Genomic DNA, 21,374 nt, shown 5'->3' on the forward strand with positions numbered 1-21,374 from the left:
GCAGGCGATGAACATCACCACGCAGCAGGCGCAGGGCGAGCAGCCTGCGGGGCGAAGGGCAGGGATCGCGCGGGCGGCGAAGAAGCTGGGCAAGTGGATCGTGCAGGAAACCGCCTCCGGCGCTGCCCGGGAGGTCCTGAGGTATGTCCTGGGGCTGTGGGAGCAGATGTGACCCCCGGCCGCGTCCGTCCGACGCGGCCACGGCCCTCCCGGCAGCAGCACGTGCGTGCCGATACAACCGGTACAGCGTGCACGGCGAGGACGTATGACAGCCGGAACCCGAGATCAGCCCAGACTTGCCACGGCTGGCCATTTCCCCACGGCGCGAGCACGGCCCCGCACGACGAGCAGGTCAGGCGAGTGAACGATCAGACAGGAGTTCGTCTCATCGCGTTGTCCCTTGGGCCAGACAAGGGCCATCGTCAATGAGAAAGGGGCACGGGAAAGCGAGCCTACATCCCCACCCACCAACCTCGGACGCTTGAGCCCCCGGTGCAGGAGCTGTCGAAACTCGTAAACGTTCGATTCGCACCCCGCCGCCGCCCGCTTCCCAAAACGGCGAGCCGTGCCGACGACGGGCCAACGGTCGGGGTCGTCACCGTCGGCCCCAGCAGTACAGGTCCTCGTGCTCCATGCCCGCCCAGATGAGCAGCCCGCCCTCCCTGAAATCCGTCCACGGCTCCTGGTTCAGGCGCAGGAAACCGTCGAAGGCGCCCACGCCGAACGTCTCGACCATGCCCTTGTAGTCACTCGGCAGCGCGGTGCCCAGGCGCGACTCCACCTCCGCCCAGTCCACGTCCGGCCGCTGCGCGGGCTGTGTCCAGCCGGTGATCCGTATGAGCCGCTGCATCCAGTCGACGTCCTCGTCCGGAGCGACCGCCAAGGGCTCGGGCACCTCCCGGTGAGCGGCCACCAGCACCGGCCGCTCGGTCCCCTCTGCATCCCGCGCCCTGCCCGTGCCGACCCACTGATCCCCGTACGCCCACGCCGGTATCGTGACGGCCCGGTCCTCGAAGGGGACGAGGAGAGCCGCGTCTCTGGACTCGTCGACCGTCGGATCGGTGAAGCCATCGAGGACGAGGGTGCGCGGGCGCCGTACCTGCCGCCGAGCAGGTCGGTCAGCTCCTGCAGGTCCAGGTCCCTGGGCAGGTACATCCAGCCATCCCCCGGCCGAGCTGGGCCAGCAGGTCGTTGACAGTCGCTTGCGCGAGCTCCATGACGGACAGTGAAGCGCACCGCACCGACAATGGACGTGCTCACAGACGTGTCTGACGTCAACCCGAAGGTGTTGGGCCCCCAACCCCCGAGAGACCGTTACTGGACGTAGCCATTGTCAACGGGATCGCGGATTTGCTCATCCGCTGCTAATGAACCGCCTTCATTGCTGACGAAGTCGCGGATCCTGGAGGGGCGGGGACACGCCCGGTGCGCTCGTTCTGCAGATCCCACAGTTCGCGGAACAAGCCGTCACGCTGGGCGAGGAGTTCAGCGAAGGTACCGTCCTGGATGACGCGCCCCTTGCTCAGGACAACGATGCGGTCCGCGATCGCGACATTGGTGAGCCGGTGGGTGACCAGGACAACGGCGCGGTCTGCGGCGAGGCAGCGGAGGCCGGTGAAGATGCGGTGCTCGGCCCGTGGGTCGAGGGCAGCGGTCGGCTCGTCCAGTACCAGGAGTCCGGCCGGCCGGTGGAACGCGCGGGCGAGCGCGATGCGCTGCCACTGTCCGCCGGAGAGTTCCTGTCCGCCCCACCATTCCTTGGCGAGGAGGGTGTTCAGGCCGTTGCGCAGACCGTCGACGACCTCGTCGGCGCCCGCCGCGTGGGCTGCGGTGAGTACCGCAGAGTCCCCCTCCTTCGTGGGCTGGCCAAGGGTGATGTTCTCCCTGGCTGACAAGGGCCAGTTCGCGTAGGACTGCGGTACGACGGCGACTCGCTTCCAGGCCGCGTGCGCGTCCAACTCCCGTACGTCGACGCCGTCCCACGTGATCGCTCCGTTGTCGGGCAGGTACAGCGAGGACAGGAGCTTGCTGAGCGTGGTCTTGCCCGAACCGTTCTCGCCTACAAGGGCGACGACCTCGCCCCGCCGGACTTCCAGGGATACGTCGCTGACGGCCGGGCGGTCGGCGCTCGGATACTTGAAGGTGACGTTCTCGGCGCATACGGCCGTGGGACCGGCCGGCTCGTGGGTGCCGCGGTCGATGCGATGGCCGCCGGCTTCGTCGATGAAGTCGGCCCAGTCATCCAGGTACATGCCGGTGCGGAAGAGCTGGGCGCCGTAGCCGACGATTCCGTCCAGCCCGGTGCTGACACGCCCCAAGGCGAGGAACGCCGTGCCGAGGGCGGCGACCGAGATCCGTCCGGCGGACACCAGGAGCGCCAGGGCCACCCAGACCACGGCGTGTGCGATGCCTCCCGCGGCCCCGCCGACCAGGGAGATCCGGGCGGCGCGCCAGGTCGCCTGGTCGGTGGTTCTGTCGATCCGCGCACCGGCCGTGCGGTACTTGCCGAGCAGGAACGGGGCCATGGTGTCGGAGCGGACCTGGTCGGCGGTCTGTTTGTCGACCATGTACCAGCGCAGCATCCCCAGCAGCCGGCGGTCCTTCGAGGTGGCGAGTGAGGCGATGTAGCTGATGCGGGCCGCCCGCACGCTGGCCACGCCCTTGGGAAGTGCGGCGAGGACGAGCAGCGGCAGCAGCACGGGGTGCACGGCGGTCAGGACGCATGCGGAGGCGATCAGCGACGCCGACGCCGCGAGGATGTACTGGGTCTCCGTCAGGAGATCCCGGGAGACTTCCACGCCGCGGTCGGCCGCATCCCACCGGTCGTTGTATCCGGGGTTGTCGTACGCGGACAGTTCTGCCCTGGTCGCGGCATCGAGGAGTTTGAGTTCGGCTTCGCGGGAGATACGGGGCGCCAGCCGGGCCGACAGCGAGGACGAGGCGATGCCCAGGAGGGCGCGCAGACCGATGGCCCCGGTCAGTACGGCCAAGGACGGTGCGGCGTCCATGAGCTGGGCACTGCTGATGCGCTGAGAGGTGATCAGCGGCTTGATCGCTCCGGTGGTGGCCATGAGCCCGAACGCTTCCAGCACCCCTGAGAGGACCTGTACGAGCAGCAGGGCGATGACCGTGTTGCGGTCCACCTGCCAGCCCAGGGCGAGGGCGCGACGGATCAACTCGGGTAGGCGGCGGGCCATGGAGCGGCTGGTGATGGCGTTGGCAGCCTCGATACGGCGGTCGCCGGGGATGGCCAGCCTCAGCTCCTCGTCCGGTACCTCCGCGTCGTCGGACGGCGTGGCCTCTTGGGCGGTTTTCGGGGTGGTCGTCATCGCCTCCACCCCTCCGCCGCTGTCTGGCGCCTGGCCCGGATGGCGTCGGCCGCGGACACGACGCACGGTGCGACAGCCTCGGCCGCCCGATACCGGCCGATCAATGTGCGATACAAGACGTCCCCCTGTAGGTGAAGTGCCGATGGGTGTCGGCGGTGGCTGAACCGTTTGGGCCGTCGCCGAGAACGGGGCTCCGCTGGGCCGCCGTGCGTGCCAGCACGATCCGAATAGGCGGTCCTGTCACGTCCGGCCTCCGCCCGCGCCAAGGCGGGCGAACGCATCGTCGAGGTCGTCGAGGTGGTTCAACAGGGTGGTCTGTCTCTCGCTCCAGTGCTGCTTCAGATCCGCCTCGGCTTCCTGCGGGAGGCCGTATTCGGCGGTCGTGGCGCCGTAGAAGCTGAACAGCATGTAGAGGAGCGCGACCCGGGCGCAGGACCGCACCTCCGCCAGGGGGAGGCCAGGGTTCTCCGTGTGGTAGGCGCCCACCATGGCCAGCGCGCAAGCGGCCCATTCCGGGCTGTTGGCCACGGTGCGCGGGTCGAACGCCGCCCGGCCCAATTCCCAGGCCGGCAGTCCGGTCGCGCAGCGGAAGTCGATGACACCGGTGACGGCATCGGCAAGGACGATCAGATTGGTGCGGGTGAGGTCCGCGTGGAGAGCCTGTTCCACCAACGTGGCGGGCAACTGCTCCCGCAGCCGGTGGACCTGACCGTGCAGGTCCTCTCGCCGTTGATCGATGTCAACCCGCAGTTGCCCTGGCCCGTCGTATCCCTGCTGCAGCGCCGTGGCCATCACGCTGTCGCACATCGCGACCGCGTCCTCGACGGCACCGGTCCGCCAACGGGACTGCTGCACACGCTTCGGCAGCGGATACGCGGCCAGCACTCGATGCATGCGCCCCATCACGACACCGATGTGCTCGGCGAGGGAAACCGTCATCGCCGCAGTGGCCACGCGACCGGGCGCCTCATCGACGACCGCCCACACTCTGCCCTCCGAGAGGGTGACAAGGTTGCCATCCAGGTCGGGCCACACGCGCGGTACGGGAAGCCGTGCGGCGCGGCAGTATTCCGACATGTCCAACGCAGCCCGTGCCGCATCCACGTCCGCGACCGATCGGTACTCCTTGACGAACAGCCGCAATCCGTCAGTGGTCAGAACCCGCCGGTTGATCGTGTCGGTGCCCATGGGTACCGACTCGATCGCGTCGACAACGAACCCGTACCGGTCCTCCAGCACGTCAGCCGTCAACTCCGCATCCCAGCCGGCTTCGCTCATCCCTGTCACCGCTCTTTGCACCCAGAGAGGCGGCGGGCAGTGAACACGGTGAACGCGTTGTGCTCCGGGAGCTGCCCGCTCTCCGCGATAGCGGCGTGCTGCCGTTCGCTGAGGAACTCCTGGACGACTCTTCGTGCGGCCTGTTGCCAGGGGCCGTTTCCTGTCCACGGGCCGTGATCGCGGAACACCACGCTCACGCCGTCTGCGCACCGGTGCGGCTCGCTACCGGCATGTTGCCTGGCAACCCTCAGCTCACCACTGGGTCCGCCGGCCTCCCAGGCCGACGGCCGGTTGTCGCCGGGCCGGGGATGTGTAGCTGCGACCGTGCACGTGACGGTCACCGATCCCGCCAACTGGTGGAGTGCGCTGGGCATATCGGTCATGTCGGTGCGCCCTTCCGCTGGCTGAGTCGACCGGCCGAGCCACAGCATGTGGCCGGACAGGTACGCTGAGTATTCGTAGGTGGTGGATAGCTTGCCAAGAGCCACTGACATTGCGGCCTGAGCTGGTCATTTACATACCCGGAGTCGAAGGACGGTGCCGGAGGCCATCTCGAGGAGGGACTCGCCCAAAACCCCGTATCTCCAGCCGAGAGTCACCAGATGCGGGTCGTTGTCCACCTCGACGCGCACCCGCAACGCTCGTACCCGTCCCCGGGCTTCATCGCGGCTGATGCGAGTGCGCGCCGCGTACTCCGAAGACGTCGCACCGATGGCGACCATCCGCCACGTCTCGATCTCCGCATCCGAGAAGGCCCCCGGGAAGGTGGCCTTCCCCGGGCGCCGGAGCTGCTCGGTGACGAAGCAGGCATGGACGACTGCGGCCCGGCCACGTACGCCGAACTTCTGTCCGCAGTGCTTCAACTGCACGTTGATCGTGCCAGCCGTGATCACGAGCTCGCGGGCGATCGTGTCGGTGCTCTTGCCCTCCGCGATCTGCTGGACGATCCGGATCTGTGCGGGCGTCAGGTCGAGCGATGTTCGGGACGGACGCGCCGGTCGGGCACTCACGGAAGGTCTCGATCCTTTCGGGGAGGAATGACTGTCAGGCGCGAGCCAGCCACCGACGCCGCTCGGCATCGGTGACCAGCCTCCGCTCGTGTTCGAGTTCCAGCTGGGACAGACGGGTGTAGTGCTCGACCACCGCGGTGCCGAATGCCTCCTGCGCGAGAGCGCTGTTCTGGAAGGCGGCGAGAGCATCAGCGAGGGTGGGCGGCACGGAGGCGCCGCCCACCCTGTAGGAGTTGCCCGTCTGTGGCGGACCGAGAGTGAGCTTCTGCTCGATGCCGCGGTCAATGGCCGCCAGTGCCGCGGACAAGGCCAGGTAGGGGTTGGCATCCGCGCCCGGCACGCGGATCTCCAGATGCAGCCCCTCACCGCGGCCGACGACGCGGACGGCGCAGGTGCGGTTGTCGTAGCCCCAGCTGAACGTGGTCGGGGCAAATGAGCCGGGCGTGAACCGCTTGTAGGAGTTGGTGTTCGGGGCGTAGAAGGGGGCCAGCTCGGGCAGGCCGGCGAGCAGGCCCGCGATGGCGTACCGCCCGGTCTTGGACAGCTGACCCTCCGGCTCGTTGAGCTGGCTGATGGCTTTGGACCACAACGACACATGGAGGTGCATGCCGTTGGCCCGCCCGGTTTCCGGGGCTGCCATGAAGGTGGGCGCGAGACCGGCACGTGAGCCGAGGGTGCGCACCGCGTGCTTGAAGAGAAGGTGCCGGTCGCAGGCGGTGAGCGCGGGCCCGTACGGGAAAGTCACCTCGACCTGGCCAGGCCCGGCCTCGGTCTTGATCGCTTCCACGGGCATTGCGGCGCCCGCGAGCGCGCGCTGAAGGCGGCGGAAGAACCGGTCGGGGGCCGGATCGTGGTCAAGGGCGTAGTCGAGGTTCTCCGACGCCAGGGGCTGCAGGTCCTGGTACCCGGCCTGTTCCGCTTCCACGTATGTGCCCCTGTAGAGGACGAATTCGGTCTCGATCCCCGCCTTGGGGTGCAGACCGTGCCTGGACAGCCGGGTCATCTGCTGGTGGAGGATCTGGCGCGGTGCGATCTCGATGGGCGTTCCGTCGTGGGTCACGGCGTCGCCGAGCACGACGGCGGTACGCGGCAGCCACGGCAGCACCCGCAGGGTAGACAGGGCCGGCTGCACGGACAGGTCCTGATAGCCGGTCTCCCACGAGGTCAGCGCGAAGCCGTCCGCCGGGCTCATGTCGGCGTCGGTGGCCAGGACGTAGGCGCACACCTCAGCGCCGTGATGCGCGACGCGCTTGAGGAAGTGGTTCGCGTCGTACCGCTTCCCCTTCAGCCTTCCCTGCAGATCGGGCACGGCGAGCAGCACCGTGTCGATCGCGCCCGCCTTGACGAGGTCCCGCAGGTCAGACAGGGAGGAGGCTCTCTCGGAGCGCCCGCCCTGCCCGGGAAAGGACGCGGCGGCGAGGCGTGGCATGGTGCCGTTGGTGCTCGTGGTGTGCGTCATCAGACGACCTCGTCTTCGTACGTGGCGGCCGAGCGGTCGAAGTTCTGGGCCGGCACGTCGTACGAGCTGCCCTGTTTCCGCCACCATCCCCAGGCCAGGGCGAGGACTGCGAGCAGAGCGATCGGCGCGTAGTTGAAGCTCTCCACGGACACCAGGCCACCGCCGGCGGGACGTGTCTGCGGCAGACAGAAGAGCACCGTCACGAACACCACCCAGATGACCGCGATCGTGCCGACGGCCACGCCCCAGTTGCCGAGATTCCACGGTCCGGGCCGGAACCGGTGGCGGTTCTTGATGCGCAGATAGATCGGGATCGCGTAGGCCGGGGTGATGCCGATCACGTTGATGCTGGTGATCGCCGCGTACGCGACCGGGCTGTACAGGCTCGGCAGCGCCAGCACCGCGGCGCACACGACGGACAGCAGCACGGCCTTGCGCGGGGTGCCGGTGCGGCGGTCGACCTGCCGCCACTGGTGCGAACCCGGCAGCGCCCCGTCGCGGGAGAACGCGAACACCATCCGGGACGCCGCGGCGGTCTCGGCATTGCCACAGAACAACTGGGCGCTGATCACCACCAGGAGCAGTGCCTTCGCCCCCGCCACGCCCAGGGCGTCCAGGAAGATCTGCGCCGGCGGCACCCCCGTCGCCGTGCCCACGGTGCCTGCGTAGTCCTGGATGGCGAAGGTGAGCCCGGCCAGCAGCACAAACCCGGCCAGCCACGACCAGCCGATCGAGTGAATGATCCCGCGCGAGGCGGACACCTGGGCGTCGGTTGTCTCCTCCGACAGGTGCGCGGAAGCGTCGTAGCCGCAGAACGTGTACTGGGCGAGCAGCAGACCCAGCGCCGTCACGTACAGGGGGCTGGACCAGCCGGTGTTGTTGACGAACTCGCCGAACACGAAGTCGGCGGCCTGGTGGTGGGAGGGAACGATCGCCAGTGCAGCGACGATCAACGTGACACCGCCGAGGTGCCACCAGACACTGATGCTGTTGAGGATGCTGACCAGCCGGACCCCGAACAGGTTCAGGGTGAGGTGCAAAGCGAGGATGCACAGGAAGATCACCATGATCCGGCCCGGCGTCGGCTCGAAGCCCCACTGCAGGTTGAACAGGGCGCCCGTGAACAGTGCCGCCCCGTAGTCGATGCCGGCGATTGCGCCGAGCAGGCCCAGCAGATTCAACCAGCCCGTGTACCAGCCCCATTTCCGGCCGCCGAGCTGCTCCGCCTGGTAGTACAGGGCCCCGGAGGTCGGATAGGCGGAGGTCACCTCGGCGAGGGCGGCGCCGATGAACATCACCATGACGCCGACGGCGAGCCAGCCCCACAGCATCACTGACGGGCCGCCGGTGTTCAGGCCGAAGCCGTACAAGGTCATGCAGCCGGACAAGACGCTGATGACGCTGAAGGAGATCGCGAAGTTCCCGAACGGCCCCATGCGCCGGGTCAGCACGGGCTCGTAGCCCAGCTCCCGCAGGTATGCGTCATCGGACTTCCGGGGGGTCGCATGGCGGTTTGGACTCAAGCGAGACACAGGTCAGCCTCCAAGACTTGAACTGGGGAAATACGGGCAGGCTCATGCCAATTGGTTGGGCGTGGTGGGCAGCAGATCCCGATCACGGGTGCGGCCCGGCACGGGGCCTACGGGCACGGGCGTAGGAGAAGGACTCGGCACGCGCTCGCAGGAGCAGCGCTTCGCCGGGGTCTGGTCCTGCGGCCCCGTCGTGGACCGACGCCCACGGCTCACGGGCTGCGTACGGGCCCATCGCCTCGAAGACCTCGGCGGCCTCCAGGTACTGGTGGCCCGCCCACAACGTGTAGGCGAGAAGGTTCAGATCGGTTACCGAACGCTGCCAGGCGGGTGCCTTGCGGAACCAGTCGTGAAAGGCGGTCAGCGTGCAGTCGAGCGTCGGCTCCTGCGCCCACTGCCGCCGCCACAGCGGATCAGCACGCGACTGCCGCCGCTGCTCGATCTGCGCGTACGCCGGCAGAAGCAGCACCGGCGATCCGACGGGCCGCTGCGAGGCCACGGACCGGCCGAAGTCGAAGACCGCGGCCAAGGAAGCGCCCCACGGGCCCTCGACGGCGAGCATGAACTGCAGCACGCGGTGGTATGCCTCGCGGTTGTACGGATCACGCTGGTTGACCTCGTACAGCAGTCCCCACGGACCGCTGGGCAGCATCGGCTCGGCGGGCCTCATACGATGTTCCTGACGCAGCTGCCGTGTGTCGATCTGCGCCAGCGCCAGGAGACACACCCACGGCACGGGATCATGCGGCGCGCGATGAGTTGCCAGCAGCGCCTCACGCCGCGCCCTGATCTCGAACTCCAGAGTCTGTCGATGCTGTTGGCGGTTCGCACGCAACGCCCGCTCGACAGCAACGCGAGCACTCATCAGCTGCGCGTCGTAGCTGTCGGGCTCTTCCTCGAGCCACAAGCCGACCACATCCGACCGGGCGGCGGCCACCGCCAGCAGCTGAGTGCGCGACGTGCGCAGTGCCCAATGCGTTCCGGTATCCAGCAGCAGCTCCCGTGCCGTTCTCCAGCGGCCCGCCTGTAACTCGATAAGTGCCACGCCCAGGTCGTCGTCGTGGCCGGCGGGGTGATACACGAGACGCATCAGAGTCCCTCGCCACGCATGGGGCGGTGGCGGACCGCAAGGTCGAGGCTGCTCGCCAGGTGCGCTCGAACCGTGCGAGGTCGCGTCGTGCTCTCTGGGTCGAACGTCGATGTCATCGAGGGCCTCAGGTCAGTTGGGGGAACGGAGCCGCGCAGTGGGTGGGTACACCGTCACCAGAAGGCAGGAGTCGACTCGGTCACCGAGTCGGGCGGCCTAGAGACGAATCTGGCCGATCACGTCCGCGATACTGGTCACGAACCGGTTGATGCTCGGGGCCATGGACGTGCTCGCCAGGAAGAACCCGAAGAGCACGCAGACCATCGCGGGTCCGGGTTTCACGGCCTTGCCGCGGATCAGAACGACCACGACGATCCCGAGCAACAACACGAAGGAAACGCTCAGCGCCATCAGGAGGCTGCTTCCTCCGCAGGCCCTCGTCGCTCCCGTCGCGCCTGGCTCAGCGCGCGGCGCAGAGCATCAGGTCGGGTCAGTGTCCGAGGGCCACGGGGGAAGACGTGCCAGTGCGTCCCTGGAGGCGTCGTGCTCTCAGCGGACGGCACAACGACGTGGCACTTCGGCCCGAGCGCGACGGTTCCCGGCTCATCCCAGCGAACCGCGGTGCCCACCGGGACCAGGAAGTACAGCCGAGGTTCCGGGCCCTCGTGATCCAGGATCACCGGGCCGACCGGCTCATCGCTCTCGCCGAGGATCTCGATGGCACGTCGGCCCACGGCCTCGACGGCGCGTACGGCATCCCACCACTCGCCCGCCAAGCACAGTTCGGGCTCGTCGCCGATGGGCAACCAGCGAGGCGGGAGCGCGCGAGCTGCTGGATTGGCGTCAGACACGGAAAAAGCCTCCTCACCACTACGTGTGAGGAGACCATTCCACTCAGCAAATTCTGTGCACGGACAGATTGTCCATGGGGTCCACTTGCCAAGGCCCTTGACAAGCTCTCAGGTTGTGCTAAGGCCCGTCCAACTGCCAAATGCCGACAGCTCGTTGGGGGGATAGGCATCCATTCTGAGCAGCGCCGCGGTGGTCTCGCGAACGGACGGGTGGAACCGCGTATGGTTCGGTGCGACCTTCCGTGCCCGCTTGAGATCGGCGAACGAGCCGGCCCTGTCGCCCACAGCGAGCTTCGCGGAAGCCACGTCGATGAAGTGGTGGCTGGCTCGTTCGCCGACGGTAGTGGTGGGCGGCGCCCACTCCCCGCCAGAAACCGGAGACCACTCGGTCAGGCGGGCGAGAGCCTGCTCGTTGTCGCCCATGTCGATCATCGTGTGCACCTCGTGGATGCGGATGTTCGTCGGACCGAACGACATCTCGTACGCAAGAGAGTCACGGTTACCCGCCATGAGCGCCACCTGCTTCGCCTCCTGCAGGTACGCGTCGGCACGATCCGAATTGTTCTCACGAGCTTCCAGTACCGCGAGCTTCAGCAGCAGTGCACCGTCAACGGCCAGCGCGTCCGCCGTGAAGGAGCGTTCCGGCTGCAACCGCTCCAGCTCGGTCCGCAGTGCAATGAGCTTACGGCGGGCCGAAGAGTAGGCGCCCTGGCGGAGCATCGCCCCTGCGACCAGGTAGCCGGCCGTGAACTGCATCAGGGGGTCTTCAGAGCGGTCGGCCGCCCACCGGACACGCTCCAACGCCGTGTTCGACAGGTCGTGGTGACCCATCTTGTGGGCGAGCGAGTTTACGGCACGGTAGGCACGCGCGAGATGCCAGAACGCCTTGCTCTTGTCGCCGTTGCTACCGCTCAGGGCCATGTGCGTCAGCTCGGTGATGATCGGCGGCAGCAGGGGACCCATGGGCGCATACCGGGCGTCGCGACGCAGGGCGGCCACCTGGTCGACTTCCGAGGCAAGCACGGGAAGCACACGGGGGGCGACTTCCAGGTCGTCGGGACTGTCGTAGCAGAGCAGGAGGCGGCGCAGCTCAGGGATGACAGCGTGAACGCTGTCTTCGGCTTCCGGCTCACCGTAGTACGGCTGCCCGGTTAGGACTTCGGGACCGAACCGCAGCGCCTTCGCGAGCGCCAGCACCAGCGACGGTGAAGCCTTCCGCGCGCCGGACTCCAGCTTTTGCACGTAGCTCGGGGAGACTGCGACCTTCTGTGCCAGTTGGGCGGCAGACAGCTTCCGTGTCCTACGTGCCGTACGGAGACGATCTCCCAGCGTCAGGTTTTCACTCATCGGTGGATCTGTCCCTTCGCGATGGAGCACTCGGTTCAGAGTACGGAAAACGCCCTGACCCGTGCCCCTGGTCGCCAAGTGTTAACAGAGTCGGCAGCGTCGCGACCAGGAAGCGAAGCCCTTTGGTGCCTCGTCCAAGACCTCCCCTACCATCTTTCGAACCGGAGCAAGTAGGTCATAAGACTACAAATAGGCCAGAATTTGGAGGTCGTTGCCATTCGATCGTCAAGAGCTGGCGGAGAAATACCTACGGACAAATTGTCCGCACTTCCCCTACCTCCACTCGATCAACGAGATATGATCCATCACGGAAAGTGACCAGGCGCACTGCGCGACAAGACCACCTGAGCATGTTGCTCCATACTCTCGTGAAGTACGGCTCCGGTGCCGCCTCGTGAGAAAAGCAAGGCAAGATGACCTGATGTAACCGCCATGGTCAGCCGGTTGCTTGTTCATCAGCCAGCACACGTCATGGGTTGAGCTCTACGCCCATCGTGCGGTCCCGGTCCGCGGGTTGGGATGGCTCGGAAGATCGCGGCAAGCTTGCGGGCAAGGAGTTCGGCCTCTTCGGAGGGTTGGGTGCTCACGCAGGTGGGGAAAGCGGGCGCGCACGCGCGCGGCCTGCCTCCCACGTAACCTTGTCGACCCTGCCCCTCTTCTCTCGGATGGCCATGGCCTCCTCGATGACGAAGCCAACTCCGATCATGCGGGCCAACACAGCGTCTTCTGGGCGCGCAGCACATCATCGACCTTCTCGTCAATCGTGGCGAGATAGTCGGTGATCTCGTCCCTGGTCGGTTGCATCGCAGGTCATGTCCCACGGGGTGGTGTAGTCAGGGCAGCTGTTTCGGTTCCGGTTGTGGGGTGATCTGCGGTTCGGGTTCGGTCGGCTTGGTGGTGAAGAGCTCGGCCATGGAGGCTTCGGAGAGGTAGCGGCGGTCGAAGACCTGCCACTCGTCGTGGAGTTCGGCCAGCACCGCGGCGGCCAGCCGGTCCAGGGCGGTGGGATTGGGGAAGACCTGGACAACATCGGCCCGCCGTTTGATCTCCCGGTTCAGCCGCTCCAGCGGGTTGGTCGACCATATCTTCTTCCAGTGCGCCGGCGGGAAGTCGGCGAATGCGGTGATGTCCACCGCCGCATCCAGCAGCATCGTCTTGACCTGTGGGAACTGCCGCCCGAGCATGTCGGCGACCACGTTCAGCTGGCTGCGCACCTGCTCGCCGGTGGTCTGCGCGAAGATGGTGCGGATGGTGGCGGCAACCATCTCCCCAGAACCCCTCTCGATCACCGAGAACACGTCCCGGACGAAGTGCACCCGGCACCGTTGCCAGGCCGCGCCGAGGAAGACGGTGCGGATCGCGGCCACCAGCCCGCTGTGGCTGTCGGAGATCACCAGCTGGACGTTCTCCAGGCCACGGGCCCGCAGCGACCGCAGGAACTTCGTCCAGAACGGCTTCGACTCACTGTCGCCGACCATCAGCCCGAGGATCTCCCGGTGCCCCGTGGCGGAGATCCCGGTCGCGATCACCACGGCCTGCGATGCGATCCGGTGATTCACCCGCGCCTTGCAGTAGGTCGCGTCCAGGAAGACGTACGGGAAGACGGTGTGATCCAGCGGCCGCTCCTTGAACGCGGTCAGCTCGGCGTCCAGCTCGCCGCAGATGCGGGAGACCTCGGACTTGGAGATCCCGCTGTCCGCCCCCAGGGCTTTGACCAGGTCATCGACCGAGCGGGTCGAGACACCGTGCACATATGCCTCCATCACCACGGCGAACAACGCCCGGTCTATCCGCCGCCGGCGTTCCAGCAGCGACGGGAAGAACGACCCGCTGCGCACCTTCGGAATCTTCAGGTCCAGGTCGCCGGCCTGCGTGGTCAGCAGCCTCTCCCGGTGTCCGTTGCGCCAGGTCGTGCGCGTCTCGGAGTGCTCGCGCGGCGCGGCACCGATCACCTCGGTGGCCTCGGCCTCGATCAGCTCCTGCAGGATGCGCTCGCACACCACCCTGATTGCTTCAACTCCCTCGGCCCGACGTAGTGACTCCAGCAGCCGCATCAGCTCAGACTGGGACAAGGCCATCGCGTGCTCCTCCGGTCGAACTGCCCGTTCACCAGAGAGACTTGCGCGATGGCCTGCCCTTGTTCAGGGAGCATGCACCGCCAACGGATGCACGCCCCCGGGCAGACACCCGCGCGTTCCGGAACCCTGCCCGACTACACCACTTCACGGGACGCGATCGCATCGCAACCTGCGCCATGATCCCCGCAGCACCAACAAGAATCGCCGGGTTGGTCAGAAGGGATCGGGACCCCTTCACGAATTGCACGAATCCCCTGACCTGCCTCCTCGACGGCGCGGGCCGGCTCCCCCGGCGGCTGGTGGCTGCTTGCTGACCTCGCCGGCCACGACACCGCGGTGTGGAGCCCGATCCTCGACCTGGCCTGGGCTGACCGTCCCCTGAGAAGCTGTTGTTTTTTCGATCTTGAGAGATGCGCGTCGAACGAGAGTCCCGATTGGGTGATCGTGGGGCGCTTGGCGCATACGGACAGGGCCTCCTGAACAGCTCGTTGGTGTCGAATCACCGAGCAGCAGGAGGCCCTTGATGCAGCAGTCTTTCGTGCCGAATGCCGGGCAGTCCAGCTCGGTCACCTGGGAGTGTGACTGCCTGGCTCACCGGTTCGGAAACGCCGTCGACAACGGGTTGCGGCAGCGGCGCTACCCGTCGGACATGACGGACGCGGAGTGGGCGGCCGTCCGGCCGTTGCTTCCGGTGCCGGGCTGGATGCGCGGTCGCGGTGGCCGGCCGGAGGCGTACTGCCACCGGGCTGCACTCGATGCGATCCGCTACCTCGTTGACAACGGCATCAAGTGGCGGGCGATGCCGGCCGACTTCCCGCCGTGGGACCGGGTGTACGCGTTCTTCCGCCGCTGGCGCGACCATGGCCTGGTCAAGGAGTTCCACGACCGGCTACGTGCGCAGGTTCGCGAGGAGGTGGGCCGCGACGCGGAGCCGACGGCCGGAGTGATCGACTCGCAGTCGGTGAAGGCGGACGCGGTCGTCGGTGCGGACAGCCGCGGGTTCGACGGAGGCAAGCTGGTCAACGGGCGCAAGCGGCACGTCGTGGTCGACACCCTCGGCCTGCTGCTCGGGGTGATGGTCACCGCCGCAGATGTCGGCGACCGCGCCGCCGCCCGGGTGCTGCTTACGCAGGTGGCCGACGCGCATCACCGCCTCACCCTTGTCTGGGCCGATGGCGGCTACACCGGCAGCCTCATCGACTACTGCCTCGCCTTCCTCGCGCTGGTCCTGGCGATCGTCAAACGCAGCGACGACATGCGCGGCTTCGTGGTACTGCCCAAGCGGTGGATCGTCGAGCGGTTCTTCGCCCACCTGATGCGCACCCGCCGCCTGGCACGCGACTACGAGCGGCACACCACCAGCGCCGAGGTGATGGTCTACTGGTCGATGACCCTGCTCATGACCCGCCGCCTTGCCCGCTCACGCCCGCAGCAGGCGTGAACCGGCCCGGCGCGGGCTCGGCCAGCCAGCCGCGCGCGACCAGTCGTTTCGCCTTCGACCGCAATGTCTCCACACGCGCCGGCACCACCTCCATGCCGAACCCCGCGGCCATCTCCTGACAGGTCAGCGGCCCTTGACCGAGCCGGCACCGGTCCGCGAGCACGTCCAGGATGCGCTGGTAGTCCACCGACAGCACCGACCTGTCCAGCCCCTCCCGCCACACCGGCACCTGCGACTTCGCCTTCGCCGCATCCGGCACTGGCGCGGTCCGGTCGGCCCGGACCTGGTCCTGCATTGTTTCGTCGACCAAGGCCAGCACCTCGTCGACCCGCGAGCGGGCGATGGCCCACTCCTTCCATTCCCGCTCGGCCACAGCCAGCTCGGCCTGGATGCGGTCGGCCTCCTCCCGCAACTCGTCCACACGACGGCGAGCACCCAGCTCACGCTGTTCCAACAGCCCAACCACCGACGGCATCCACGACCTCCCAGGCAGCGACAGCACGACAGGCCACTACTCCCACAGGACCGCCGACCCTACGCCCGACCAGTGGAAATGCAGTCCCCAACTCCGGAAAGACAACAGCTTCTGAGGTGGTGCCTCCCCTTCAGGTCCTGGCAGGTGTGGGGCCGGGGGTGAGGAGCAGAGCGTGAAGGGGGCAGGTGCGGGTGGGGGCAAGAACTTCGAGCCAGCCGTCGCCGTCGGCCAGGCAGTACGGGATGGACTGGTAGTGCTGCCACTTCCAGTTCACCCACCAGCGGGCCTCTTCGAGGCGGCCGGCCGTGCGGCTGGGGGTGGGCAGGCGGTAGCCGGACAGCTCCACGTCGCTCAAGTCGACGCCTTGCTCCTGGAGGTGGTGCAGGGCCGCGAGAGCAGCGCGGCGCAGCGGGCTGTGGTCCACCCAGCGGGTGCGCAAGTCGACGGCGACGTTACTGTCGACGGGTTCGGCGGCTTGGTCGGGCAGAGTGATGCGGGAGATGGTGATCTGGCCGGTTTCGCGCCAGGTGATCAGGTCGTGGCGGACTGGGCGGGGGATCGCACGGTCCAGGCCCTCGAACTCTTCGATCATGTCGTCGCGCGGTGCACGCCTGGCTTCGGGGTCCGGCTTGATGCCGTGCAGGATCTGGAGAGCCTGCTGAAGGGTGTCTCCGCGGCGCCACAGCCGCAGCATGGGCACGCCCTCACTCTCAAGCTGCCGACGCTGGGCGGTGTCGAACTGGAGCTGGGTGCCGCGGCTGCGTCCGACCAGCTGCCCGCGGAGTTCGCTGTATGGGTTGCGGCCGGAGAAGAGGCAGGCGACGACATGCTGGTTCATTCGCTCATCGCGGCGGACGTCAACCGCGACGTCCACGTCATGCGGCTGGAGGGCGCCACGGGCGTAGGAGCCAAAGAGGTAGATCTCGTCGACCAGGTTCAGCGGCCAGTCGGTCCCCTCATCCAGTCGGCGCAGCATGTCCTCCACCAGCGCGGTGGCCCGCTCCCGCTTCACCTTTCCCACCTCTCTCTTGCCGCCCCCCGACGGCCAGCGCAAGAGCCCCGCCGCGCAACTCACGGCTGTGCGCGGTCATACGATGCAGGCCGGCTTTCGAAGCGTACGTCTGTCGTCCCGACAACGCAGCGAGTGTGCTGCCGGACATCGCGGGGCAGGCGGGACTTGGGGCTCGCGCCCTCATCCCGGCAGCAGCAAAAGCAGTGGCACAGGCGAACTCCTGGTGCATTCTGGTGGGTTGCCCATATAGGAGGTCGTAACCGTGGCAGAGATCCGCTCGCTGGAGGAGCTGCAGACGCCGGACAGCACCGCGCTCGGGCTGGGCGGCGCAATGCCTGCCGAGCGGTCGGCCGAGTACCTGCAGCGGCTGGTCGCGGACTGCGAGCTTGCTTCGGACGTGGCGGAGGGAACGCGCCGGGAGTTCGATCGACTTCAGCGCCTCTTCGCCTATGGTCTGCTTGAGTATGACGTCTTCACCATGGTCGACGACCGCGCCTTGCTGGTGATGGAGCAGGCACTGCGAGAGCGGTTCGTCCAGTGGTGCGCCGGCGCGGTCACGTTCGAGGACGCCAACGGTTGCGAGTCTCCAGTAACCGAGGACGTGCGCACCTACGATGACGTGCTCGCCGCGGTAAAGAAGCTGGGAAGAAGGAGACGGCGGGGACCGCAGCGGCAGCCGTCGCCGCGGTGGCAGTTGAAGGTCGGCAGCACGCTGATCAACTTCAACGGGATGCTCGCCGGGCTGCGGACCTGGGCGCGGGCGGCCAGTCTGCTGCGTGGTCAGCGCACGCGTGGCATCGAGCATGCGATGTCGAATCTGCGCAATGCTGTCGCGCACCCGACCGGTTACCACCGCACGACGCCCGTGCAGGCGGCACGGACCCTGCACGACCTGGCAGAGTTCATCAACCAGTTGTGGGGACAGCCGACCCCAGGCGGGTGCCTGTATCCCGCCCCGGTGGAACGCGACATCGTCGTCATGGCCTGGAACGACGAGGGAAGCGTCCACCTCGCCCAGGCCGATGCCCTGCGCGACGACACCGGTGCCGACGGATACGTCTACCTCCTGATCCGCAGCGTTTCCCGCCCCGGAAGCCGGTTCGAGGACGCGCACTGGCCAGCGTTCGACGCCCGGTTCGAGACCACGCAGTTCCCCGCGGACTACCTCTGGGGTCCCGGAAGCCGCAGCGACGCTTTGGCCTGGCTAGATGCACAGCAACCGAAGAGGGATACCGTCGACTACATCGACCGCGTCTTCATGCTCCGCGAGCACGACGGCCAGCTGTACCCGCCGATGCATCCGGAAGTGGCCGCCGGCCTCACCGAAGAAGAGCAACGCGGCACCTGGCATACCGTGCGGGCCGACTTCCCCGAACACGCCTTCGCCCACGTACGGGGCCTCAACGGCAGCCCGGATGCACACGCCCGGACCGGAGAGTGCGGAAGCTGCCCTGCTCATCACCTCGGCAGCGGCACCCATGAACAGGCGTTGCGGGCCGCCGAAGAGGCCATCGGCACCGTCACCCCCCGGCGGCCGCCCGCCGCGCGTATCCCTGACTCGATCTTCTGGCCACACAGATTCTGATGACACTTGGTCACCCGCAGGGAGTAGCTGCGAAGAGCCGCAGGCGCGGGATTACCCCGGAAGAGGTGCGGCACGGCTTCTCTCAACCTCACAGGTCGGCCCGTTCACCTGGTGAGACGGGCTGTGAGCCTAGTGGGCCATGACGTGGTCCAGGTACTGCTGGACGGGGGCGTAGAGTCCGTACGGGACGTACTTCGGGATCTCGGAGTGCGAGCACCACGCCAGATCAGCCAGCTCATCGGGATCAGCGACGTGCGCGGCCCCCGAGACGACCTCGCAGGCCGTGTAGGACATGTGCCTTTGCGTCTTGGGATGGATTCGGTTTCCGAGCGGTTTGACCGCCTTCACTTCCAGGCCCGTCTCCTCCCGTGTTTCGCGGACGGCGGCGTCCTCTTCAGACTCGCCAGGCTCGACTTCGCCCGCAGGGAACTGCCAGGACAGTTGGCCCTCGTTCACCCGTCGCCGCACCAGAAGGACGCGCTTCTCGCTCACGATGACTGCTGCGGCGATTCCCGGCCGGTCGTCGTTGGTCTGCTGCGTCATCGTTGAGGCTCCTCCAGGGCTGCCAGGACGGGCGGGAAGATGTTACTCGTGGGGATGAAGCGCGTGACCGAAGTATTCGGTACCCACATCACGTCCACGTTCTCGACGATGTCGCTATTGGTGGCCTCGCCGGCGAGGAACTCGCACAGGAAGTACTCGCATTGGACGGCCGTCACCGGGTGCAGCCTGGTGCCGAGGTTGCGCACTACAGCGCAGCGCACGCCGGTCTCGTTCAACGTCTCACGGACCGCAGCGCTGTCCGGGTGAACACCAGGCTTGATCACCCCGGCTGGAAACTGCCACGTGAGCCCGGAGGCTCTGTCATCGCGACGGCACACAAGCAGGACCTGATCTTCACGCACGACTACCGCGATAGCAACCCTCAGCGGCTGGACCGAGGAGCCGCTGCCTGCGGTCGCAGCCTGGTCCGGGGTCAGCATCAGCGCGAACCGCTTCCGGACAGTCACAGACGCCATTTCGTAGACCTCGTCGAGCAGCTGCTGCGTTTCGCGGCGAAGTACCACATCAGAGTTCGTGTGCCACGCCGCAACCGTCCGAGGAGCGATACCCAGACGCTCGGCAAAGGCATCGTTGGTCATTCTGAGTGCCGCCTGCAGAGCGCAGGCGTAGTGGCCGTTCCAAACCTCCACTACGTCCATGTCGGCCTCCTGGCCCACCGCGGTCAGCGGCATGCGTGATCACTGCACTGCGACTGCGCTCTCACTGCATCGCCCATGCCTGGTGCGCTCGCCCTGGAGTCGGTTCACTGATTGCATGCACTCTCGCGCAGGATCACAGGCTTCCAAACGAGGACGAAGTCCTTGTAGTTCGTGGGGCGTTGAGCGGGTTGAACGCTCCCGTCAAAGGCTAGCCGACGAGATCCGGCAGTTCACCTGGCCAGCCACTCCGATGCCCTTCGTGGCCTGTTCCAAGGCCCAGCCATCTCGGGGCCAGACTCGCTCCGGCGAAGGGGCCTGTCGCGGGACCGGCCCCATGTCTCCAGGCCCCCGGCCACATTCCCAAAGGCCCGCAGCGCGATGGGGTTCGAACCCCTAGCACAACCTTGCTTCCGACGCGGCACTTTGGAGAGGAAGCCTGCGGACAGCCTGTCCGCCCATCGGCGGCGCGGGTTGAGAGGCTCTTCTCGCGGCCGGCTATGACCGTCCTGCTCAGTGCCCGCTCGGCGGGGTCGCTCGAGCATGAAGCGCTCCCCTGCCTCAGGAGATGAGCGGAAGCGGTGCCGGAACGGCAAGAACGAGATCCCATTGGAGGAGGAGACAAGGTGGTGCGGCGTTGACGAACCGTGAAGGTGGCGTTCGGCAGGAGAAGCGATCAAGACGCCCGCGGGCATTCTCGATCTCAGCTCGTCTCGCGAGGAGCCCTCGAAGCGCAGGTAACCTCAGGCCCGTGGCGCACTGAGCGTCCCTCATATCGCCTGCCTGAACGCTGAAAGGGAGCCAATGGTCCAGGATCAGGAGCAGTCGGTGGAACGCACTCTCGTACTGCTGAAGCCCGACGCCGTCGTGCGCGGCTTCGCGGGGAAGATCATTTCCCGATTCGAGGATGCGGCGCTGAAGATCGTCGGCGTCAAGATGAAGCAGATGAACGCCGAGTTCACGCGACGGCATTACTTCGATCTTGAAGAACGCCTCGGTTCCGAGGTCTACAGCTTCACCGCCACGTTCATGCAGCAGGGCCCCGTCATCGCACTTGTTCTGGAAGGAGCCGACGCGATCGCCACCGTACGGAAGATCGTCGGCAGCACCTACCCGAACGAGGCACCGGCCGGCACGATCCGCGGGGACTTCTCGCACTACAGCAAGGCCGCCAGCGTCGCGTCCGGCAAGGCCGTCGCCAACCTCGTACACGCCTCCGGCAACAAGGAGGAAGCAGCTCAAGAAGTGGACCTCTGGTTCGACAAGGACGAACTGCACGACTACCGCACCCTCGCTGAAATCTTCACCTACTAGGCGGCCACCACGTCACTAGCGGGTCGTCGCCGCGTTGAACACCACCGGGGAATCACCGGATGAGAGAGGGCACCATGACCAGCGAAACCCGCGTCGCCTCCGTCGAAGAACTCGAGACCGGCTTCCAGCGGGAACTGGGCACTGACCGATGGGCAGCGGCGGAGAGCGCATACGCACTGGCAGTGCGACACCGCGACGACGGCAACTGGGACCAGTCGCGTGAATGGGTACAGCAGTGCCTGCGCCTGCTGGAAGGGTTCCCGAGCGACACCATGGAGCAGGTGGCCACCAAGCGCCTCTCCGTGGGAGGCGTTCAGCTCCCGACCTACCTGCACGACGGCGTCGTACGAGACCGCTTCGGCGACATCGTCTGACGGGCC

General features: G+C 67.1%; 19 protein-coding genes. 5 read left to right on the forward strand and 14 right to left on the reverse strand.

Annotation, left to right across the window (positions count from 1 at the left end; translation table 11 throughout):
* The first annotated feature begins 7 nt into the window (after positions 1-7).
* On the forward strand, positions 8-172 hold the full coding sequence (locus tag ACZ79I_RS11535) for a hypothetical protein (RefSeq protein ID WP_471496665.1): 165 nt from the start codon (positions 8-10) through the stop codon (positions 170-172).
* 423 nt (positions 173-595) lie between these two features.
* Here ACZ79I_RS11535 and ACZ79I_RS11540 read toward each other — a convergent pair whose 3' ends face one another.
* The 10 genes from ACZ79I_RS11540 to ACZ79I_RS11585 all read right to left on the reverse strand — a co-directional run bounded on the left by ACZ79I_RS11540 (position 596) and on the right by ACZ79I_RS11585 (position 13,968).
* Positions 596-883, reverse strand: coding sequence for a hypothetical protein (locus tag ACZ79I_RS11540; RefSeq protein WP_471496667.1), 288 nt, complete (start codon positions 881-883; stop codon positions 596-598).
* 481 nt (positions 884-1,364) lie between these two features.
* Positions 1,365-3,329, reverse strand: a complete 1,965-nt coding sequence (locus ACZ79I_RS11545) for an ATP-binding cassette domain-containing protein (protein ID WP_471496669.1) — start codon at positions 3,327-3,329, stop codon at positions 1,365-1,367.
* A 240-nt stretch (positions 3,330-3,569) separates the two neighbouring features.
* The gene (locus ACZ79I_RS11550; protein WP_471496670.1) at positions 3,570-4,607 is read right to left on the reverse strand and encodes a phosphotransferase enzyme family protein; all 1,038 of its coding nucleotides are present in this window, start codon (positions 4,605-4,607) and stop codon (positions 3,570-3,572) included.
* A 509-nt stretch (positions 4,608-5,116) separates the two neighbouring features.
* Positions 5,117-5,617, reverse strand: a complete 501-nt coding sequence (locus ACZ79I_RS11555) for a LuxR C-terminal-related transcriptional regulator (RefSeq protein ID WP_471496672.1) — start codon at positions 5,615-5,617, stop codon at positions 5,117-5,119.
* A 34-nt stretch (positions 5,618-5,651) separates the two neighbouring features.
* Positions 5,652-7,076: a glutamine synthetase family protein gene (locus ACZ79I_RS11560; RefSeq protein WP_471496673.1), complete on the reverse strand. Its 1,425-nt coding sequence runs from the start codon at positions 7,074-7,076 to the stop codon at positions 5,652-5,654.
* Entirely contained in the window at positions 7,076-8,608 is a 1,533-nt protein-coding gene (locus tag ACZ79I_RS11565) for an amino acid permease (protein WP_471496675.1), read from the reverse strand. Before ACZ79I_RS11565 ends, ACZ79I_RS11560 begins: the two co-directional genes overlap by 1 nt.
* An 82-nt stretch (positions 8,609-8,690) precedes the next feature.
* The gene (locus tag ACZ79I_RS11570) at positions 8,691-9,695 is read right to left on the reverse strand and encodes a hypothetical protein (RefSeq protein ID WP_471496677.1); all 1,005 of its coding nucleotides are present in this window, start codon (positions 9,693-9,695) and stop codon (positions 8,691-8,693) included.
* Positions 9,696-9,908: 213 nt separating this feature from the next.
* Positions 9,909-10,103, reverse strand: coding sequence for a hypothetical protein (locus ACZ79I_RS11575; protein WP_471496679.1), 195 nt, complete (start codon positions 10,101-10,103; stop codon positions 9,909-9,911).
* 548 nt (positions 10,104-10,651) lie between these two features.
* Positions 10,652-11,890, reverse strand: coding sequence for a helix-turn-helix domain-containing protein (locus ACZ79I_RS11580; RefSeq protein WP_471496681.1), 1,239 nt, complete (start codon positions 11,888-11,890; stop codon positions 10,652-10,654).
* An 833-nt stretch (positions 11,891-12,723) separates the two neighbouring features.
* Positions 12,724-13,968, reverse strand: a complete 1,245-nt coding sequence (locus ACZ79I_RS11585) for an IS256 family transposase (protein ID WP_471496683.1) — start codon at positions 13,966-13,968, stop codon at positions 12,724-12,726.
* A gap of 523 nt (positions 13,969-14,491) precedes the next feature.
* Here ACZ79I_RS11585 and ACZ79I_RS11590 point away from each other — a divergent pair.
* Positions 14,492-15,409, forward strand: coding sequence for an IS5 family transposase (locus ACZ79I_RS11590; RefSeq protein ID WP_471493253.1), 918 nt, complete (start codon positions 14,492-14,494; stop codon positions 15,407-15,409).
* Here the strand turns inward: ACZ79I_RS11590 and ACZ79I_RS11595 are convergent.
* Both ACZ79I_RS11595 and ACZ79I_RS11600 read right to left on the reverse strand, forming a co-directional pair.
* Positions 15,366-15,884 carry a hypothetical protein gene (locus tag ACZ79I_RS11595; protein WP_471493252.1) on the reverse strand — a complete coding sequence of 173 codons (519 nt, stop codon included), beginning with the start codon at positions 15,882-15,884 and terminating at the stop codon, positions 15,366-15,368. The genes ACZ79I_RS11590 and ACZ79I_RS11595 overlap by 44 nt on opposite strands.
* Before the next feature lie 130 nt (positions 15,885-16,014).
* Positions 16,015-16,896 carry a nucleotidyltransferase domain-containing protein gene (locus ACZ79I_RS11600; protein WP_471496685.1) on the reverse strand — a complete coding sequence of 294 codons (882 nt, stop codon included), beginning with the start codon at positions 16,894-16,896 and terminating at the stop codon, positions 16,015-16,017.
* Positions 16,897-17,158: 262 nt separating this feature from the next.
* Between ACZ79I_RS11600 and ACZ79I_RS11605 the strand changes: the two genes are divergently transcribed.
* Positions 17,159-18,481 carry a hypothetical protein gene (locus tag ACZ79I_RS11605; RefSeq protein WP_471496687.1) on the forward strand — a complete coding sequence of 441 codons (1,323 nt, stop codon included), beginning with the start codon at positions 17,159-17,161 and terminating at the stop codon, positions 18,479-18,481.
* A 129-nt stretch (positions 18,482-18,610) separates the two neighbouring features.
* Here ACZ79I_RS11605 and ACZ79I_RS11610 read toward each other — a convergent pair whose 3' ends face one another.
* Positions 18,611-19,024 carry an NUDIX hydrolase gene (locus tag ACZ79I_RS11610; protein WP_471496690.1) on the reverse strand — a complete coding sequence of 138 codons (414 nt, stop codon included), beginning with the start codon at positions 19,022-19,024 and terminating at the stop codon, positions 18,611-18,613.
* Positions 19,021-19,683: an NUDIX hydrolase gene (locus ACZ79I_RS11615; protein WP_471504878.1), complete on the reverse strand. Its 663-nt coding sequence runs from the start codon at positions 19,681-19,683 to the stop codon at positions 19,021-19,023. Before ACZ79I_RS11615 ends, ACZ79I_RS11610 begins: the two co-directional genes overlap by 4 nt.
* An 801-nt stretch (positions 19,684-20,484) precedes the next feature.
* On the opposite strand from ACZ79I_RS11615, the gene ACZ79I_RS11620 reads away from it, so the two are divergent.
* Positions 20,485-20,994, forward strand: a complete 510-nt coding sequence (locus ACZ79I_RS11620) for a nucleoside-diphosphate kinase (protein ID WP_471496692.1) — start codon at positions 20,485-20,487, stop codon at positions 20,992-20,994.
* Between the two features lie 74 nt (positions 20,995-21,068).
* Complete coding sequence (locus tag ACZ79I_RS11625) at positions 21,069-21,368, forward strand: hypothetical protein (RefSeq protein WP_471496693.1); 300 nt, start codon at positions 21,069-21,071, stop codon at positions 21,366-21,368.
* Positions 21,369-21,374 lie beyond the last annotated feature (6 nt).

This window comes from Streptomyces sp. PSU-S4-23 (assembly GCF_055632315.1).

Bases quoted from the DNA above. Each gene is read 5' to 3' on its own strand.
- ACZ79I_RS11535 (WP_471496665.1), top strand. From the start codon at position 8: ATGAACATCACCACGCAGCAGGCGCAGGGCGAGCAGCCTGCGGGGCGA.
- ACZ79I_RS11545 (WP_471496669.1), bottom strand. From the start codon at position 3,329: ATGACGACCACCCCGAAAACCGCCCAAGAGGCCACGCCGTCCGACGAC.
- ACZ79I_RS11550 (WP_471496670.1), bottom strand. From the start codon at position 4,607: ATGAGCGAAGCCGGCTGGGATGCGGAGTTGACGGCTGACGTGCTGGAG.
- ACZ79I_RS11560 (WP_471496673.1), bottom strand. From the start codon at position 7,076: ATGACGCACACCACGAGCACCAACGGCACCATGCCACGCCTCGCCGCC.
- ACZ79I_RS11570 (WP_471496677.1), bottom strand. From the start codon at position 9,695: ATGCGTCTCGTGTATCACCCCGCCGGCCACGACGACGACCTGGGCGTG.
- ACZ79I_RS11575 (WP_471496679.1), bottom strand. From the start codon at position 10,103: ATGGCGCTGAGCGTTTCCTTCGTGTTGTTGCTCGGGATCGTCGTGGTC.
- ACZ79I_RS11580 (WP_471496681.1), bottom strand. From the start codon at position 11,890: ATGAGTGAAAACCTGACGCTGGGAGATCGTCTCCGTACGGCACGTAGG.
- ACZ79I_RS11585 (WP_471496683.1), bottom strand. From the start codon at position 13,968: ATGGCCTTGTCCCAGTCTGAGCTGATGCGGCTGCTGGAGTCACTACGT.
- ACZ79I_RS11590 (WP_471493253.1), top strand. From the start codon at position 14,492: ATGCAGCAGTCTTTCGTGCCGAATGCCGGGCAGTCCAGCTCGGTCACC.
- ACZ79I_RS11595 (WP_471493252.1), bottom strand. From the start codon at position 15,884: ATGCCGTCGGTGGTTGGGCTGTTGGAACAGCGTGAGCTGGGTGCTCGC.
- ACZ79I_RS11610 (WP_471496690.1), bottom strand. From the start codon at position 19,024: ATGACGCAGCAGACCAACGACGACCGGCCGGGAATCGCCGCAGCAGTC.
- ACZ79I_RS11615 (WP_471504878.1), bottom strand. From the start codon at position 19,683: ATGGACGTAGTGGAGGTTTGGAACGGCCACTACGCCTGCGCTCTGCAG.
- ACZ79I_RS11620 (WP_471496692.1), top strand. From the start codon at position 20,485: ATGGTCCAGGATCAGGAGCAGTCGGTGGAACGCACTCTCGTACTGCTG.
- ACZ79I_RS11625 (WP_471496693.1), top strand. From the start codon at position 21,069: ATGACCAGCGAAACCCGCGTCGCCTCCGTCGAAGAACTCGAGACCGGC.